15 protein-coding genes and 1 tRNA gene are annotated in these 17,861 nt (G+C 53.3%); 9 read left to right on the forward strand and 7 right to left on the reverse strand.

What is annotated here, in order from left to right:
* The first annotated feature begins 70 nt into the window (after positions 1–70).
* A tRNA-Phe gene (locus BLR00_RS03260) sits at positions 71–146 on the forward strand.
* Positions 147–432: 286 nt separating this feature from the next.
* Here the strand turns inward: BLR00_RS03260 and BLR00_RS03265 are convergent.
* The gene (locus BLR00_RS03265; RefSeq protein WP_256324035.1) at positions 433–1,500 is read right to left on the reverse strand and encodes an acyltransferase family protein; all 1,068 of its coding nucleotides are present in this window, start codon (positions 1,498–1,500) and stop codon (positions 433–435) included.
* 294 nt (positions 1,501–1,794) lie between these two features.
* The gene (epsA, locus tag BLR00_RS03270; protein WP_081346627.1) at positions 1,795–2,598 is read right to left on the reverse strand and encodes an XrtB/PEP-CTERM-associated transcriptional regulator EpsA; all 804 of its coding nucleotides are present in this window, start codon (positions 2,596–2,598) and stop codon (positions 1,795–1,797) included.
* A 487-nt stretch (positions 2,599–3,085) separates the two neighbouring features.
* Between epsA and hemA the strand changes: the two genes are divergently transcribed.
* From hemA to grxD, 4 genes are all read left to right on the forward strand, one after another.
* Positions 3,086–4,339, forward strand: coding sequence for a glutamyl-tRNA reductase (hemA, locus tag BLR00_RS03275; protein ID WP_074630788.1), 1,254 nt, complete (start codon positions 3,086–3,088; stop codon positions 4,337–4,339).
* Positions 4,336–5,412 (forward strand): peptide chain release factor 1, encoded by a 1,077-nt coding sequence (gene prfA / locus BLR00_RS03280; protein ID WP_074630789.1) that lies wholly within the window; start codon positions 4,336–4,338, stop codon positions 5,410–5,412. Before hemA ends, prfA begins: the two co-directional genes overlap by 4 nt.
* Positions 5,413–5,466: 54 nt before the next feature.
* The gene (gene prmC / locus BLR00_RS03285) at positions 5,467–6,327 is read left to right on the forward strand and encodes a peptide chain release factor N(5)-glutamine methyltransferase (protein ID WP_074634106.1); all 861 of its coding nucleotides are present in this window, start codon (positions 5,467–5,469) and stop codon (positions 6,325–6,327) included.
* A gap of 97 nt (positions 6,328–6,424) precedes the next feature.
* Entirely contained in the window at positions 6,425–6,733 is a 309-nt protein-coding gene (gene grxD / locus BLR00_RS03290) for a Grx4 family monothiol glutaredoxin (RefSeq protein ID WP_074630790.1), read from the forward strand.
* Positions 6,734–6,850: 117 nt separating this feature from the next.
* On the opposite strand, the gene BLR00_RS03295 is transcribed toward grxD, so the two are convergent.
* Positions 6,851–7,273: a YqaA family protein gene (locus BLR00_RS03295; RefSeq protein WP_074630791.1), complete on the reverse strand. Its 423-nt coding sequence runs from the start codon at positions 7,271–7,273 to the stop codon at positions 6,851–6,853.
* A 408-nt stretch (positions 7,274–7,681) separates the two neighbouring features.
* Between BLR00_RS03295 and BLR00_RS03300 the strand changes: the two genes are divergently transcribed.
* Positions 7,682–8,425 carry a 4-aminobenzoate synthase gene (locus BLR00_RS03300; protein ID WP_074630792.1) on the forward strand — a complete coding sequence of 248 codons (744 nt, stop codon included), beginning with the start codon at positions 7,682–7,684 and terminating at the stop codon, positions 8,423–8,425.
* 123 nt (positions 8,426–8,548) lie between these two features.
* Here the strand turns inward: BLR00_RS03300 and BLR00_RS03305 are convergent, their stop codons facing one another.
* Positions 8,549–9,463, reverse strand: coding sequence for a LysR family transcriptional regulator (locus tag BLR00_RS03305; RefSeq protein WP_074634107.1), 915 nt, complete (start codon positions 9,461–9,463; stop codon positions 8,549–8,551).
* A 164-nt stretch (positions 9,464–9,627) separates the two neighbouring features.
* Here BLR00_RS03305 and metE point away from each other — a divergent pair, with 164 nt between their 5' ends.
* Positions 9,628–11,934 (forward strand): 5-methyltetrahydropteroyltriglutamate--homocysteine S-methyltransferase, encoded by a 2,307-nt coding sequence (metE, locus tag BLR00_RS03310; RefSeq protein ID WP_074630793.1) that lies wholly within the window; start codon positions 9,628–9,630, stop codon positions 11,932–11,934.
* Positions 11,931–12,674, forward strand: coding sequence for a 4-aminobenzoate synthase (locus BLR00_RS03315; RefSeq protein WP_074630794.1), 744 nt, complete (start codon positions 11,931–11,933; stop codon positions 12,672–12,674). Before metE ends, BLR00_RS03315 begins: the two co-directional genes overlap by 4 nt.
* A 46-nt stretch (positions 12,675–12,720) precedes the next feature.
* Here the strand turns inward: BLR00_RS03315 and BLR00_RS03320 are convergent, their stop codons facing one another.
* The 3 genes from BLR00_RS03320 to BLR00_RS03330 all read right to left on the reverse strand — a co-directional run bounded on the left by BLR00_RS03320 (position 12,721) and on the right by BLR00_RS03330 (position 17,071).
* A complete protein-coding gene (locus BLR00_RS03320) occupies positions 12,721–15,366 on the reverse strand; it encodes a [protein-PII] uridylyltransferase (protein ID WP_074630795.1) in 2,646 nt (881 codons plus the stop codon).
* 5 nt (positions 15,367–15,371) lie between these two features.
* A complete protein-coding gene (gene map / locus BLR00_RS03325; protein ID WP_074630796.1) occupies positions 15,372–16,172 on the reverse strand; it encodes a type I methionyl aminopeptidase in 801 nt (266 codons plus the stop codon).
* Positions 16,173–16,438: 266 nt separating this feature from the next.
* On the reverse strand, positions 16,439–17,071 hold the full coding sequence (locus tag BLR00_RS03330; protein ID WP_074630797.1) for a hypothetical protein: 633 nt from the start codon (positions 17,069–17,071) through the stop codon (positions 16,439–16,441).
* Positions 17,072–17,182: 111 nt separating this feature from the next.
* On the opposite strand from BLR00_RS03330, the gene BLR00_RS03335 reads away from it, so the two are divergent.
* Positions 17,183–17,836, forward strand: coding sequence for a c-type cytochrome (locus BLR00_RS03335; protein WP_074634108.1), 654 nt, complete (start codon positions 17,183–17,185; stop codon positions 17,834–17,836).
* Positions 17,837–17,861: the final 25 nt, after the last annotated feature.

Here is a 17,861-nt window from a genome sequence, read left to right on the forward strand (position 1 = left end):
TATTGTGTATTCAGGATAGCGTAGCTTTTGAAGCTGCTATCCTTGTGTCACGGAATGAATAGGTTCAAATGGCCAAGTAGCTCAGTCGGTAGAGCAGAGGACTGAAAATCCTTGTGTCGGTGGTTCGATTCCGCCCTTGGCCACCAATAAATCAAAGGATTAGCTTAATCGCTAGTCCTTTTTTATTTTATTGGGGTAACGCGAGTTCTCGGACTAATTTATGAATTTAGTATTTAGTTGAAAATTTAACACCGAATTTAATCGCTCGACTCTTAGCATAAGCCTCTGAGGATATATTTGGGGGTATAAAGAGAAAGCCATGTTTGAGAGCTGTTATCTGCTTGGGCTTTTCAAGAGTTATTCGAGTATGCCCTTTCCAATAATCAATTAACTATAAGAACCCTTGCTTCATCTCCTGGGGATTACGTCGGGCTAGCCCACAGAAACACCCCTCTCCTTACTTCTCCTCCAGAAATAAGCAGGCCTGTTCCATCCGCTCTCCACCCACTTGAAAAATAGAGCGCCACCCAGGATGCTAATGCATAAGGCCAGAATCATCCCGAATGCATTCATGACAGGTTGATTCGGGAAAAGGCGAAAGAATGTTGCATTGACAATCAGGCACAGGGGGAAGTGAACCAGGAATATCGAGTAGGAAATACGTCCGAGAGTGCTTAGAAAATTCGGCAAGGGAAAATTTTCCAGTACGGAGCGATATTGCCTGGCAAGGCCCAACGTCAGCATTACAATCCCTGCAACTGCTATCCGGGAACGGAAGTCCACCAGCAAGGCCGCTACCACGATCACAATCAGCAGCAGGAGGAGCCAGAGAGATTGTTGTCTGCTCGAAGCCCAATAAATCAGAATGCCGAGACCGAATGACCCGAAGAAATAGAAAGCGGTTTCATCCAGGGACGTATCCCGGTTAAATGCGAACAGTGAGGCTAAAGTTAAGCCGGTAATCAGGATCGGACCAGCTGCTTTCAGGTTCGGGTATCCGGACTGGATTTTCCCTGATAGCCAGAGCAGAATCACGGTAACGGCGAACAATTGAAAATCGATCGCCACGTACCAGACACCTGCCGATAGCGCCTCCTGGTCGAGCAAATCGTGCAGCAAAAATGCATGTGCCAGAAACTGGAAGGGTTCAGCCGCGTCCGGGATGGAGTCGTGGACCATCCAGCTTCTTGCAACGGCCGCGCATCCGATCGCCAGGATTAAGGCGGCGAGATAGGGTACGACCAGTCTGAAGTAGCGTTGTTTGATGGCTTGAACGGGGCGGGCCACAAGTAATGTCCCGCCTGGCGCATGTTTCCCGGCAAACAAAAAGCCCGCAATGACAAAAAAAACTTGTACAGCCATTCTTCCATATTCGTAAAGCCCGTCGATCAGACCAGGAAACAGCGGATATGCGATCTCCGACATGGGGCCATAGGCCGCCAGGTGATGCAACACAATTAATAAGCAGGCGATGGCCTTGAGGGCATCCACAAGGGGCATCCTCGTAATATCAGCGCGCATGTAGCGTAGGTTTACTCAGAGAGATTTTGCGGGGGACAGGATGAGATTCGCAGAACAGATGCCAAGCCTCTCATTGACCCATGGCGATGCATGGCGGGGAAAAGAGAAACAGGATTTCGGCACGGTATTGGCTCAGATTTTCGGCCGGGATTGGTTTTCTCCCGACAGCGCTAGTCCATTTATGGAGTGTGGTTATTTTAATATAATTTTGTAGTCCGTAGAATATAAATTCTATCGGCTGATTAATGGGCTTTAACTATTTGTGAGCGGGCTTCAGCTATCCCGCTTGCGGCCCTCTGTAACCTTTATAACAGCTTGCATTCGAGTAGCGACATTAAGTGCTTTGAAGATATGCTGCAGGTGATTTTTAACCGTAGATACGCTTATGCCTAAAATAGCGGCAATTTCCAGATTGGTTTTGCCTATCCTTACCCAATTCATAATCTCTATCTCGCGCTTACTCAACCCCCAGTATTCTCCATCTTTCGGCTGAGCTGTTAATACCGGCGCATTAGACTCGGGATGAACAAGGGGCGTAACCTGGCTTAACGCCGTGTCAAGATAAGGCAGCAGAATTTGCATTGCGCCAAGCGAATTGTGAAGTTTTCTTTCCAGGCTGAAGATGACATAAAGGCAGTCCTGGTTTGACCGCTCGTCCGTCAGGCCATGTACCAGTAAAGATCGCATGCCCTGCAATGCTTTGCCGAGGGAACACTGAAGATCGCCTTCTTCCAGCAGGAAACCGGAGTCACCGGCGCCGAGTGTATACGGCGATTTTCCCAGTTCGACCCAGCGATTAAACAATCCTTGCAGCAGCGGCGTGAGTGTTCGCGGGTCGGAGTATTCGGTTCTGACCCCGGGCAATGCTGAAACAATGTCATAACAAATCAGATTTTCCGTGAAATTACCCCACGCGGCAATCAAGATTTCATGCGGCAGATAGTGTTGCAGTTCTCCCTGTAACCATGCCAGCAACTCGCTGTGCCGACGTATGCCGATCGCTTCCGTAATGATCCGCTGGTAACGGTTGAGATGTTCGGCGGATAAAGTGGAGAGATGATCCATTCTGTAGGTCATGCTTTACGCCTGATGTTCAGACAACATCCGGCGCGAGACTTTTGAAACCCTCTCGCTGTAGGATATCGCCAGTATCATGACTTATTGTATGCAAGACTTGGCCTATCATGTCTCGGTGGTATGAAGTGCTGACCACCCATGCTTCATACACGCTTCTTGCTAAAGCAAGTTTCGTTCCCATCATTAACCCTGCTTATAAACAGGAGCTTAACCGAAGCCAAAAAGAGAGGTTGGAGAATATGTAAATAATTGCGACAACAATGACGATCCCCGTGAAAAAGCGTATCAAGAATCGGAGGCGATCTCCATGGAGAGATGCGCGGCAGACAGCCGAAGCAGACGTAACATTCCCATCAGGCGCCTCATATTTTTCTGTAAACCGGAAACTCTTCCACGCAAAAATCCTTCTAATTAATGGTATTCAAACGCTTGTAATACTATAATCAGCAAATTTTCAGATTCTTCCCGGTCGCTTACATTGTCTTCCATGCAGCTATTTGCCTTTGGCATTAATCATCAGACCGCGCCGCTGGATGTCCGCGAACAGGTTTCGTTCCCGGAAGATGCGATGGAGCGCGCGCTGCAAGATTTTGTGGGCCGCCGTCCGGTAAGAGAAGCTGCAATCGTTTCAACCTGCAATCGCACCGAGGTTTATTGCAGTACCGAGAAACCGGAAGAGGCAACGCACTGGCTGGCGGATTTCCATCACTTGCAGGCGCGCGAACTGGAACCGTATCTCTATAAGCTGCCGCGCGAAAAAGCGGTTAAGCATGCCTTTCGGGTGGCCAGCGGACTGGATTCCATGGTGCTGGGTGAACCGCAGATACTCGGCCAATTAAAGAGTGCGGTGAAGTCCGCCGAGCACGCCGGCACGCTCGGAATGCTGTTGCACAAGTTGTTTCAGCGTACTTTCTTCGTCGCCAAGGAAGTTCGCAGCTCTACCGAGATCGGCGCGAATTCCGTTTCCATGGCCGCGGCCGCTACGCGGCTGGCGGAGCGGATTTTTGGCGACATCGGTGAGCAGCGCGTATTGTTTATCGGAGCGGGGGAAATGATCGAGTTATGCGCCAGTCATTTCGCCGCACGCCATCCGAAGCGCATCACCGTAGCCAACCGCACGAGTGAACGCGCACAGGTTCTGGCGCATCGTTTCAATGCGCAGGCCATTACTCTGAATGAGCTGCCTGAGCAATTGGCACTGCACGATATTGTGGTGACCTGTACCGCGAGTACGCTGCCCATACTGGGTAAGGGCATGGTGGAGCGTGCGATCAAAGCGCGCAAGCATCGCCCCATTTTCATGGTGGACTTGGCAGTGCCGCGAGATGTGGAGCCGGAAGTGGCGGAACTGGATGATGTATTTCTCTACTCCGTGGACGATCTGGCCGACATTGTCAAAGAAGGATTGGATTCACGCCAAGGCGCGGTAGCCCAGGCCGAGGCGATTATCGACTCGAACGTGATCAATTTCATGCACTGGCTGGAGTCGCGCGAGCTGGTTCCCACCATCCGCGCATTGCGTGATCAGGCCGAACGATATCGGCGCCATGAGCTGGAGCGGGCCAGGAAGCTTCTGGCCAAGGGCGAAGACCCGCAAAAAATCATGGAATCCCTGAGTAATGGCCTGACCAACAAATTTCTGCACATTCCCTCTTACGCGCTCAATCATGCCGCGGCGGAAGAACGTGACGATCTCGTCGATCTGATCAACCGCCTGTACCACCTCCACCGTCCAGAATGAATAAAAGTATCGCTGCCAAGCTCACGCAGCTCAGCGTGCGCCTGGAAGAGTTGAATCGTCTGCTGAGTAGCGAAACCATCACCGCTAATCTCGATAATTATCGTAAGCTCACGCGTGAGCGTGCGGAGATCGCGCCGGTGGTGGAGCTTTACGACGCCTACCTCCAGAGCGAGCGCGATATTCAAACCGCGCAGGAAATGTGTGGCGACGCCGAGATGCGCGACTTTGCCGACGCCGAAATGCGCGAGGGTAAAGAGCGGCTCACACAGATCGGGGCGGAACTGCAGAAACAATTACTGCCCAAAGACCCTAACGACGAGCGCAGTATTTTTCTGGAAATCCGTGCCGGAACAGGCGGGGACGAGTCCGCATTATTCGCGGGCGATTTGTTTCGCATGTATGCGCGCTTCGCGGAGCGCCAGCGCTGGCAGGTGGAAATTATTTCGCAAAGTCCGTCTGAAGCGGGCGGGTACAAGGAAATTATCGCCAAGATCATCGGTAACGGCGCCTATTCCAAACTCAAGTTCGAATCAGGCGGTCATCGTGTGCAACGTGTGCCTGTTACCGAGACGCAGGGCCGTATCCACACTTCCGCCTGTACCGTCGCGGTAATGCCCGAGGCGGACGAAATCATGGACGTGGTACTGAATCCGGCGGAATTAAGAATTGATACCTACCGCGCCTCCGGCGCGGGCGGCCAACATATCAACAAGACGGATTCCGCGGTGCGCATCACTCACTTGCCGACCGGTATCGTGGTCGAGTGCCAGGATGGACGCTCGCAGCACAAAAACAAAGCGCAGGCGATGAGCGTTCTGGCCGCGCGAATCCGCGATAAGCAAACGCAGGAACAGCAGAGCAAACAGGCGGCTACCCGTAAATCGTTGATCGGCAGCGGCGACCGCGCGGGACGCATTCGTACCTATAACTTTCCGCAGGGTCGAATAACCGATCACCGCGTCAATCTCACGCTTTACAAGATCGAACAGATCATGGATGGAGACTTGAGTGAACTGTGTTCAGCGCTCATGTCCGAGCATCAGGCGGAGCAATTGGCGGCGATGGGCGAGTAGGCGGCTTCTGTATCAACCCCTTACTTTTGTGCGATTATCCGGTTGAATCCCATGATGCAGCAAATCACCATATTGCAAGCGCTCCATCAAGCGCGACGAGACATTGGCGATACCGACGCACGCATGTTGCTGCAAAGTGTGCTCGCCGCCAGCCATGCCCATCTTGCCGCCCACCCCGAGCACGAGCTTACCGCGGAACAAGCGCAATCCTTTCGCTTATTGACGGCACGCCGTGCTCATGGCGAACCGGTCGCCTATCTGATGGGAAAACGTGAATTTTACAGCCTGGATTTCGATGTTACACCAGCGGTACTCATTCCCCGGCCTGAAACCGAGTTACTGGTGGATTTGGCGTTGGAACGGCTTCCTCCGGATCATCCTTGCAAAGTTCTTGACCTGGGGACCGGGAGTGGCGCCATCGCACTGACCATCGCCAAACATCGCCCGCTTGCTGACATCGTGGCGGTGGATTCCTCAGCCGGTGCCGTGGCTATCGCCAAAATAAATGCCAGGCAGCTCAATGCAAGCAATGTACGCATCATTGAAACCGACTGGTTCGATGGAGTGTCCGGGGAAAGGTTCGATCTTATCGTTTCCAACCCCCCGTATGTCGCCGATGGTGACCCTCATCTCACTCAGGGCGACTTGCGTTTCGAGCCTCGCATGGCGCTCACGGAAGGAGCGGGTGACGACGGTCTTGACTGCATTCGCTTCATCATTACGTCCGCTCCCCGTTATCTGGCTGCGGATGGTACGCTGCTGTTCGAACATGGCTACGATCAGGCGGAAGCATGCAGGCATCTGCTGGGTGAAGCGGGTTTTCATAGCGTGCTTTCCCGTTCCGATCTGGCAGGCATACCGCGGGTCAGTGGCGGACGGTTTGGAAGTTTCTCGCAAGAAACTGCTAGAATGTAATTCTGGGATACATTAACCGAGATGCATCATATTTCTGAAGACGGTTTTATTTCCCATGATCAGATTTCAGATTGATTAAATTGACGAGGAGCTCTATATGAATACGCAAGAAACCATCAAACAGCAGGTGACCACTCATCCCGTGGTGCTCTATATGAAGGGTACGCCGCAAGCCCCTCAGTGCGGCTTCTCCGCCCATGCCGTGAAAGTTCTGAATGCATGCGGGGTGGATAATCTTTTCTCGGTGGATGTGCTTACCGAGCCGGAAATCCGGCAGGGCATCAAGGAGTATTCCAGCTGGCCGACTATTCCGCAGCTTTATATCAACGGTGAGTTTGTCGGCGGTTCCGACATCGTGACAGAAATGTACCAGAGCGGTGAACTACAGAAGTTACTTCAGAAATGACGGGGATGGATTGATCTTGCGCGAGAATCGATAGAAGACCGATATAAGTCGACAAGAACCGATAAGCCGGCCGATAAGTCAGCAGCCGGCTTTTTTATTGGGCAACAGTCAATTGAACTACGGGCTGATAGCCGCCGCGATTGCCCAGTAACGCGCAAACTTTCCGGCAGCCATGAACAGCATTGCCAATATCCAGTTGATCCGAAGCCACCCCGCGGCAACACACAACAGATCGCCGATAATCGGCACCCACGCTAGCAAGAGTATCGGACTGCCGTAGTTACGCACCCACGCCAGGCCGCGCAGATTACCCCCGGATTTTTCAAAAAATGCTTTCTCATCGGGTAAAAAGAGCCCGATAGCGTACGAACTCATGCCACCCAGGGTATTGCCCACCGACGCGACTCCCAAAGCAGACCAGTAAAGCTCGGGATAAGCGGTCAGAACGCCGAATAGGACAGCTTCCGAGCCACCGGGGAGCAACGTGGCCGCAAGAAAACTGCTGGTGAATAGCGCCAGCAGGCTGGCTTGCTCATCCATAAAGTAACCCCGAATCCGGTAGTTGACCGTTCATTTATCAGTTCAATTCTATGATTAATAACGATTCTATGTGCCACTTGACGCTCACGCTCCAGGTGAGTTCGCTACGGGGTGGATTGCACGATTCTCGCGACACCGGACTCTGCGTTGCTGCGCCTTGCCCTGTCCTCAAAAACCGCACACACTTACCCGATCCCACTATCGGATTCAGGATAATCCGAAAGCAGATAAAGCAGCAGTGTAGCCGTTAATACGCCGCAAGGGGATGCCGGTAAGGAATGGTTTTACGGGCACGGCTACGGTCACTAATTAATGTCGACGGAAATTTAGTCGCCAAAATTTGACTTCACGATATTATTTCGCGATGATATGCTGTCCGATTACCCATCTCTGTTAAAGAGGAAAACCATGACAACCAATGTATCTCTTAAGCAAAGAATAGACTCCATCATTGATGCGCGGCATCTGCTGAAGCATCCTTTTTATGTCGCGTGGACAGAAGGCAAGCTTTCCAAAGAGCAATTGCGCCACTACGCGGAACAGTATTTTCATAACGTGCTGGCTGAGCCGACCTATCTGAGCGCGGTGCATTTCAATACGCCGCATCTTCACACCGAAACCCATAGCGGCGACATCAGCGTGCGCCAGGAAGTACTGAAGAATCTGATCAGCGAAGAGCACGGCGAAAAGAACCATCCCGCCTTGTGGAAGACTTTCGCTCTGGCGCTGGGTTCCACCGACAAGAGCCTGGCCAATGCCGCCGCCCTGCCAGGCACGGCGAGGCTGGTATCGACCTACCGGGACATCTGCCTGAACCAGCCGTTTTATGCGGGACTGGCGGCGATGCACGCATTTGAATCGCAGGTACCGGCAATTGCCGCTGTAAAGATTGACGGTCTGGCGAAGTTCTATGGGATGAATGATCCGGACAGCTATGAATTCTTTACGGTACACCAGGAAGCCGACGTGCACCATTCACAAGCGGAATGGGCGTTGATCGAGCGCTTTGCCGATACGCCGGAGAAGCAGGCCGAAGTGCTGGCGGCAACCACCCGGGCATGCGATGCGCTATGGGGATTTCTCGATGGCATCTACGAGAATTACTGCCAGGACCTTGCCTGCGAGGAAGAAGCCGCGGTTACGCTACACTAGGCACTCATCGGCACATTAACGGTGAGCAAACGATGGTTCGTTTGTTCACCGGATTTAAATCATTACCTTCCCTGATTTACTCCCTTCCGTTTCTTCCGTGTTAACAGGCCCTAGTGAAAAACCTCATTCCAGCGGGATAATTCCGTCCAGTGTGGCGAAACAGGTATTCCTTGCGGTTGTCAGGAAGTCCCGCAGATAGGGACGGGATGCGGTTTCCTTGAGTGTTGATGCATACAGGTCGCTCCATAGTCCATTGGTCCCGATGCGGCGGGCAATCACATAGTCGTGATCCACATAGTTTTTGATGCCCCAACTGGGTAGCGCGGCGACACCACGGCGGCTGGCCACCAGTTGCAGGATGGCGACGGTCAGTTCCGCCGTACGCCGCTGTGGCTGGATACCGGCGGGTTTCAGCACGTTGAGGATAAGATCGATGCGATCTTCCGGCACCGGATAGGTAATAAGCGTTACATCGGCGAAGTCAGCCGCATGCAGTATCCGCTTTGCGCGCAAGGGGTGCTCCGGTGCCAATACCGCGAGAATCTCGAAACGGAATAACGGGTGATGGACAATACCCCGCTGCCGCTTGTGTTCCGATCCGATGACCACATCCGCGCCTCCTTCCTCCAGCAGTTTGACAGGATCGGCATGGAATCCGGAAACGAGATCCAGCTCCACGTCCGGCCAGTGCAGGCGGAATTCATCCATGAGCGGCATCAGCCAATCAAAGCAGGTGTGACATTCCAGTACGATGCGCAAGCTTCCTGACGCCTGCTGCGAGATTTTAGCGAGATCCCGTTCAGTTTCCTGAATCTCTTCCAATACCTTTCCGGCAAGTGCCACCAGGTATTTCCCGGCATCGGTGAGTTCGATGGACTGTCCCCGGCGCTGTATGACCGGCAGGCCATAGTGGCTTTGCAGTGCCTTGATCTGATGGGACAACGCAGACTGGGTCAGGTGTACACGCTTGGCGGCACGCGACACGCTGCCGGTTTCATGCAATGCCGCCAGCGTGCGCAAGTGGCGTAACTCAAGCATGATCTTGGTTATAATTATGAATATCATTCATAGTTTCTTTAGAACATTTCATTTGATTCATAGCGTAGTCTGCCACACAATAGGCGCTTACTGCAACTAAGCTGGTACTTGAGCCGGCTTGAGCCAACAACTGAGCCGACAACCGGCAAGAATGAGGAGCAATCATGGCTTTGACACATAATCTCGGTTTCCCGCGCATCGGCGCGCGCCGCGAGCTGAAACAGGCGCTTGAGGCGTGCTGGCGCGGCGATATCGACGAACAACAGCTGCAAATCAGAGCGGCCGAATTAAGGAAACACCATTGGATCACACAGCGGGAAGCGGGCATTGACCTGATTCCCGCTGGGGATTTCGCACTTTACGATCAAATGCTGAATATGACGACGCTGCTGGGCGCGGTGCCCGCACGATTCAACGCGGGCAGTGACGAAATCGGACTGGATCTGTATTTCGCAATGGCGCGTGGAACGGCGAGTCAGCCGGCGATGGAGATGACCAAGTGGTTTGACACCAACTATCACTACATCGTCCCTGAATTCGATGCACACACAAGATTCCGTATCGCATCATCAAAACTTTTCCGGGAAGTGGCGGAAGCCAAGGCGCTGGGCATTTCACCGAAGGTGGTACTGATCGGGCCGCTGACCTATTTATATCTCGGCAAAGAGACAGAGCCCGGCTTCAACCGGCTCGACTTGTTAGCGCATCTGCTGCCGGTTTATCGTGAAATTCTGGCCCGGCTCGCCTCTCTCGACGTGGAATGGGTGCAGATTGACGAACCTTTCCTGGCGCTTGATTTGGAGGATGACTGGTTGAGCGGTCTGGATCAGGCATACGCTGCCTTGGCCGGGACCGGAACAAAACTGCCGAAGTTGTTATTGGCCACTTATTTTGAAGCGGTGGATAACCATGCTGCTCGCTTGAAAAACCTGCCGGTGGATGGTTTACATATTGATTTGTGCCGCGCGCCGGATCAGCTTGATATTTTTCTCGAAGGCTATCCAACCGGAAAAGTTCTGTCGCTGGGCATCATTGATGGACGCAATGTATGGCGCGCCGATCTGGCACAGGCGTTGGCGATTCTGGCGCACGCGCAGTTGACCCTGGGTGAGCGGTTATGGATTGCGCCCAGTTGTTCGCTGCTGCATTGTCCGGTGGATCTTGAGCTGGAAACCCGATTGGATAGCGAGATAAAGAACTGGCTGGCGTTCTCGGTACAGAAGCTAAAAGAGGTATCGATTCTCGGACAGGGTCTGAACCAGGGAGAGAACGCCATACGCGAGAAACTGGATGCCTCCACCAGGGCAAGACAAGAGCGCCGTGAGTCACCCCGCAACCATAACCCGGTAATGCAGGAACGCCTGCAACGCCTGACGCAGAATGACAGCCAGCGCACGAGTCCGTTCGAAGTGCGTCAGGTGCTGCAGCAGCAGCGTTTTCAATTTCCCGACTTGCCCACCACAACGATCGGTTCATTTCCGCAAACGCCGGAGATTCGGCAGGCACGTGCCGCGTTCAGAAAAGGTGAGCTCGGCAATTTGCAGTATCTGGAAGCGATGCGCAGGGAAATCCAGCTGGCAATCAGGAAACAGGAAGAGATCGGATTGGATGTGTTCGTCCATGGCGAAGCCGAGCGTAACGACATGGTGGAGTATTTCGGCGAGCAATTGTGCGGCTATGCCTTTACCGAGAACGGATGGGTGCAGAGCTACGGCTCCCGCTGTGTCAAGCCGCCAATTCTGTACGGCGATATCTTTCGTCCCGAACCCATGACGGTGGACTGGATTCAATATGCGCAGAGTCTGACCACAAAGCCGGTGAAGGGTATGTTGACCGGTCCCATTACCATGCTGATGTGGTCGTTCGTGCGTGACGATCAACCACGCTCAACCACGGCGCTGCAACTCGCTCTAGCCATCCGCGATGAAGTCGCCGATCTGGAGCGTGCCGGAATCGGTATCATTCAGATTGACGAGCCGGCGTTTCGCGAAGGGCTGCCGCTCAAAAAAGCCAATTGGAATGAATACCTGAAGTGGGCGGTGGAAGCATTCCGCGTATCCAGTTCCGGTGTAAAGGATGATACGCAGATACACACTCATATGTGCTACTCGGAGTTCAACGACATTCTGCCAGCTATCGCCGACATGGGTGCCGACGTTATTACCATCGAAACCTCGCGTTCACGTATGGAGTTGCTGGATGGGTTCGGTCAATTCAAGTACCCGAATGAAATTGGGCCCGGCGTATACGATATTCATTCGCCAAGAATTCCAGAGACCGGCGAGATGCTGGAATTATTGGAGAAAGCCTGCCAGGTGATCAATTCAAAACAATTATGGGTTAACCCGGATTGTGGCTTGAAGACGCGCAGCTGGCCGGAAGTCGTCACAGCGCTGGAACGCATGGTCGAAGCCGCGCGGCAGCTACGCGCCCAAATAAATACTTCTCAAACGGAAACCTTGCCAGCATGAAAATAACTTCGTCATTCAAAACACAAGTCACCTCCATCATTGATGCGCGGCATCTGCTGAAGCATCCTTTTTATGTCGCGTGGACAGAAGGCAAGCTTTCCAAAGAGCAATTGCGCCACTACGCGGAACAGTATTTTCATAACGTGCTGGCTGAGCCGACCTATCTGAGCGCGGTGCATTTCAATACGCCGCATCTTCACACCGAAACCCATAGCGGCGACATCAGCGTGCGCCAGGAAGTACTGAAGAATCTGATCAGCGAAGAGCACGGCGAAAAGAACCATCCCGCCTTGTGGAAGACTTTCGCTCTGGCGCTGGGTTCCACCGACAAGAGCCTGGCCAATGCCGCCGCCCTGCCAGGCACGGCGAGGCTGGTATCGACCTACCGGGACATCTGCCTGAACCAGCCGTTTTATGCGGGACTGGCGGCGATGCACGCATTTGAATCGCAGGTACCGGCAATTGCCGCTGTAAAGATTGACGGTCTGGCGAAGTTCTATGGGATGAATGATCCGGACAGCTATGAATTCTTTACGGTACACCAGGAAGCCGACGTGCACCATTCACAAGCGGAATGGGCGTTGATCGAGCGCTTTGCCGATACGCCGGAGAAGCAGGCCGAAGTGCTGGCGGCAACCACCCGGGCATGCGATGCGCTATGGGGATTTCTCGATGGCATCTACGAGAATTACTGCCAGGACCTTGCCTGCGAGGAAGAAGCCGCGGTTACGGTGCATTAAATCTAAATCCGGTAGTTGACGTTTATTTAATAGATCAGTGTTATGATTAATGACGATTTCCCGGGTTGGCGCCGGATGTTTCGCTCGAGGTCCGTAGTGCCTCTAGCAGCATTGTCTCAAGGCGGATCACGGTTCGCGTCTCATTCAGTATTTCTCCCGTAATCAGGAATGTGTCTTCGGCGCGTTCACCCAGGGTATTTATCCTGGCGCCGTGTACATTGACACTGAAGCTCACCAACACCTGCGCGATGCGCGTCAGCAGTCCCGGCTGATCTCCCGCTACAATCGACAGAACATGGTACATACCCTTTTCATCCGGTTCGATATCGACTTCCGGCGTAATCGGAAAATGTTTGAGATGGCGGCTCAGGCGTCCTTGCAGCGGGGGTTTTAAGGGTACCTGCTGCTTTAATTGCTGTGCCAGTTCATGCTCCACAATACCGACGACATCGCGCTGACGCTCCACCACATTGAAGGGATCCAGCACCAGGAAGCTATCGAGCGCATAGCCGTCGCGGGTGGTATGAATTCTGGCCTCGACGATGTTGTAATCCAGACCATCGAAAAAGCCGCAGATACGTGCGAACAAATCCTTTTGGTCAGGTGCGTAGACCAATACCTCAATGCCTGTCCCGGCGGGTGCGATACGTGCCTTGACCACCGGCGTGGGCGATTTCATCCGGTGGCTCAAGTGGCGCGTATGCCAGGCGATTTCCTGTGGATCATGCAGCAACAAATAAGTGGGATCGAGTGCCGACCATAGCTGCTCATGCGCACTGGTGGGAATGCCGGCATGTTGCAGCAATTCCAGCGCCTTGTTTTTGCGGTTTTTTAGCGTTCCATCCGCATGGATGGACTCGCCGTAAAAATGCCGCCGCGTTATCCAGAACAAATCTTCCAGCAGCTTGCCCTTCCAGGCATTCCATACTTTTGGACTGGTACCTCGAATGTCCGCAACGGTGAGCAGATAAAGCGCGATGAGATGACGCTCGTCGCCGACACGCGTGGCGAAATCCTCAATCACGCTCGCATCGGAGATGTCTTTTTTCTGGGCCGTCATCGACATTACCAGATGATTTTCCACCAGCCACATAACCAGCTCCGTATCTTCCGCCCGCATCCCGTGTCGTTCGCAGAACTGCTTGGCGTCGGTTTTTCCAAGCACCGAGTGATCTCCATTGCGCCCCTTGGCAATGTCATGGAACAGTCCCGCAAGATAGAGTACCTCCGGGCGTTCGAATTCGCCGATGAGCCGGCTGCATAGCGGATATTCGTGAGTGAATTCCGGCGCCATGAAACGACGCAGGTTTCTCACCACCATCAGGATATGCTCGTCCACCGTATAAACGTGAAACAAGTCATGCTGCATCTGGCCGACAATACGTCCAAACGCCGGGATATAGCGCCCAAGGATGCCATAGCGGTTCATAAGGCGCAGCTCATCTGTCAGTCCGTGTGGTTGCCGCAGGATTCTCATGAATAGGGCGCGATTGCGCGGATCGCGCCGGAAGGCTGCATTGATGAGAGGTGTGGCCCGCCACATCGCTCTCAGTGTCGCCGCGCTGCGCTCCTTTAACTCAGGATGCTGCTGCAGTAGCAGGGTACTCTCCAGGATCGTGCCCGGCTCCCGCCGGAAAATATCTTCGTCGCAAGCTTCCAGCAATTCGCCGCGCTTCTGAAAACGTTTGTTGATGATGACCGGCACGGTATCCGTAACAGGAAAAATCTCCGTGCGTAGTGTAGGTAACAGGATCGTATTGATCTGCGTCACCGCCTTGGCGGCACGATAGTAGCGTTGCATCAGTATTTCACTTGCACGACGCGGTGGCTTGCCGATTATGTCGAGCTCTTCAGCGAGAGAAGTCTGATAATCGAACAGTAAACGATCCTCGCGCCTTCCCGCGAGGTAGTGCAGCCGGATGCGCAGGTTTTGCAGGATAGTTTGATGACGCTGGGCAAGGCGAGCTTCCCGTTGCGTAATAACCCCCCCCTTGGCAAGATCCGGCCAGGATTTTCCCAGTTTCGCGGCATGGCTGACCCATAGAATGTTCTGTAAATCCCGAAGCCCGCCGGGGCTTTCCTTTATATTGGGTTCAAGGTTGTGCGTGGTATCGTGATATCTGCCGTGACGCTGATGTTGCTCAAGCTGCTTGGCGATAAAAAAAGCGCGCGGCTCAAGCATTGCCTGCATGGCTCGCGAAAATTGACTGAACAGCGGACGGCCCCCGGCAAGTAGACGGGCTTCCAGCAGACTGGTTTGCACGGTGATGTCCTTGTCCGCCTCTTCCGCGCATTCAGCGAGCGTGCGGACACTGTGTCCAACCTCCAGGCCGATATCCCATAATAATCTTACCCAGTGTTCCAGCCGGGATTCGATAGCGTCGTTCACCGCCCCGGACTTGTTTTTCCCTGCGGGAAGCAGCACCAGCAGGTCGATATCGGAATAGGGAAAAAGCTGCCGGCGTCCATAACCGCCTACCGCCAGTAGCGCTATGGAAGCCGGCATGGCCATGTCACGCCAGGCCTGGCGCAAAACGTCGTCCACCAACCGGCAATGGTCACGCAGAAGGGCTGCACCGTTCTTGCTCATGTAATAGTGCTGACGCAGTGCTTCGCGGCCTTGAAGAAGCGCTTTCTTGCCTACTTCGATATCGGAAGGATTCCGCGGTGAGCTGGCACCGGGGGGCTTCATGACGTTCAGGAACGAAAAGCAGGCTTCTGTGGCGCACCGGCGGACAGGGTCAGCACCTCGTATCCGGTTTCGGTGACCAGCACGGTGTGTTCCCATTGTGCCGACAGGCTGTGATCCTTGGTGACGATGGTCCAACCGTCGGCCATTTGGCGTATGGGCGCTTTCCCGGCGTTGATCATGGGCTCGATGGTAAAAATCATCCCCGTTTTGAGCTGCAGCCCGGTACCGGCACGGCCATAGTGGAGTACCTGAGGGTCTTCATGAAATTTTGTGCCGATCCCATGGCCACAGAATTCCCTCACCACACTGCATCCATGACCTTCGGCGAAATGCTGGATGGCATGGCCAATATCCCCCAATTGTTTTCCTGCCTTAACTTCCTCGATACCACGCCACATGGATTCATACGTAATTTCGCACAAGCGTCTGGCCTGGATTCCCGGTTCGCCGGCATAATACATGCGGCTGGTATCGCCGTGATACCCATCCTTGATGACGGTAACATCGATGTTGACGATATCTCCGGATTTCAGTGTTTTCTCCCCCGGCACACCGTGACACACCTGATGATTGACCGAGGTACAGATGGATTTTGGATAAGGTGAATATCCCGGCGGTGCGTAATTGAGTGGAGCGGGAACGGTATGCTGCACATTGACCATATAATCATGGCACAAGGTATCGAGCTCATTGGTCGTGACCCCCGGTTTGACAAAGGGGGTTATATAATCAAGTACCTCCGACGCCAACCTGCCCGCTATACGCATTTTCTCTATTTCTTGCGGGGATTTGAGAGGTACGGTCATGGTCGCTTCCGATGAGTGAATAAGAACGTATGATGGCGGTTGAGTGAATGCATTGCAAGAGTGGTATCGCGTGGCAATTGGCAGAGAATTGCAGTAAGGGGCGGGGGGAGAAAATCAGCCCGGGATTCATTCCGGAGCCTTCTTTGGGAACCCCTCAACAAATCATCCGGGTTTGCCAGCGACACGCTCCACGGCCGCCCCGAGATTCCCTGGGTTACGCGTGATCATGAAAAGGACCTGGCATGTTTGCGCAAGGATTGCACTTGTTATTTATCATTGGTACCCATCAGCTCCTGCTCCGATGCATTGCATTCGGTCCTCTTCAGCTCGCTGCCGGGGAATTCGCGCTCCAGGTCCGTCATCCTCCTGACAATATCGTCCGATGGCGCTTGCACTACGAATTTTATCTGCTCCAGGTTGCGTGCCCCGATAACCGCCGATCTTACGCCTTTGCTCCTGAGCGATACCATCATATTCTGGGCTTCATCTATGTTATGGAAAAACCCCATGGAAATAGCGTTATTCCATTTGCTATCGTCTTGAACGTGAGAAAAATTGGTTAACTTCAACCTTCCAAGCTCCCCCATCTTCTTTATGGCATGATATTTACTTCTGAGAGGAGGGATATGTATCCAAAAGACCGGAGTCTTGCCCATTGGTTGCCGGCTTATCTTATCCCCCAGCTCCTGCCTGGCTATCGCGGCCTCGACCTGCTCCAGATCCGCCTCAAAAAAGGAGGCCCATTCCAGGCAGTTGGCAGACGCAGCTAACGGCTTGGTTCCTTCCGGCTGAAGTTCCGGCAATGGCTGTACGTGGCTACCGGATAACGGTCTCGGCATCTGAATATAAAATGCGAAAACAACGTTGACAAACAACAGCAGAAAAAATAATGTTTTCATTTGCTGGCGGTTTATGGTTTTATGGTTGTTAACCGGCTTTCACCTTGTTAAAATACAATGTTGATAGCATGGTTATATTTATTTTTCCCGGAGCGTCATGAAATGCATGGCATGAAATCAGTTTCGAATGTGGTGTTGTTATTTGCCGCACTGGCGCTATCCAATCAAGTCTCCGCTGAAACTGCTCCCGAGGTCCATAAGAGCAAGGGCGACGCAGCTAAAGGCCAGCAAATTGCCACACAAATTTGTGCAACTTGTCACAACCCCGACGGTAACAGTGTCATACCCACAAATCCCAGCCTGGCTGGCCAGCATGCCGAGTATATCACCAAGCAACTGGAGAATTTCAAGCCGCAAGATGGCAAACCCGCAGAGCGCGAAAGCCCGATTATGGGTGCCATGGTGGCCCCGCTCTCCGCGGAGGATATGAAGAATCTCGGTGCCTATTATGCCCAGCAAACTTCCAGGTCTGGTGGCGCCAAGGACAAAGCACTGGCGCAACAGGGTGAGAAGATCTATCGTGGTGGAAATCTGGAATCCGGCCTGCCCGCCTGTGCCGGCTGCCACTCTCCCAATGGCGTCGGCATTCCACCTAACTACCCGCGCCTTGCGGGCCAGCATTCGGAATATGTTGCGGCGCAACTACGAGCGTTCCGAACCGATCAGCGCACCAAAGATCCCAATAACGTGATGCACATGATTGCTTCTCGCATGAGCGAACGGGAAATTCAGGTGGTATCGGAGTTTATTTCCGGTTTGCGCTAAGCCCTCGAATTTGAAATGACGCCCA

This window comes from Nitrosospira multiformis (genome assembly GCF_900103165.1).
GTDB lineage: Bacteria > Pseudomonadota > Gammaproteobacteria > Burkholderiales > Nitrosomonadaceae > Nitrosospira > Nitrosospira multiformis_D.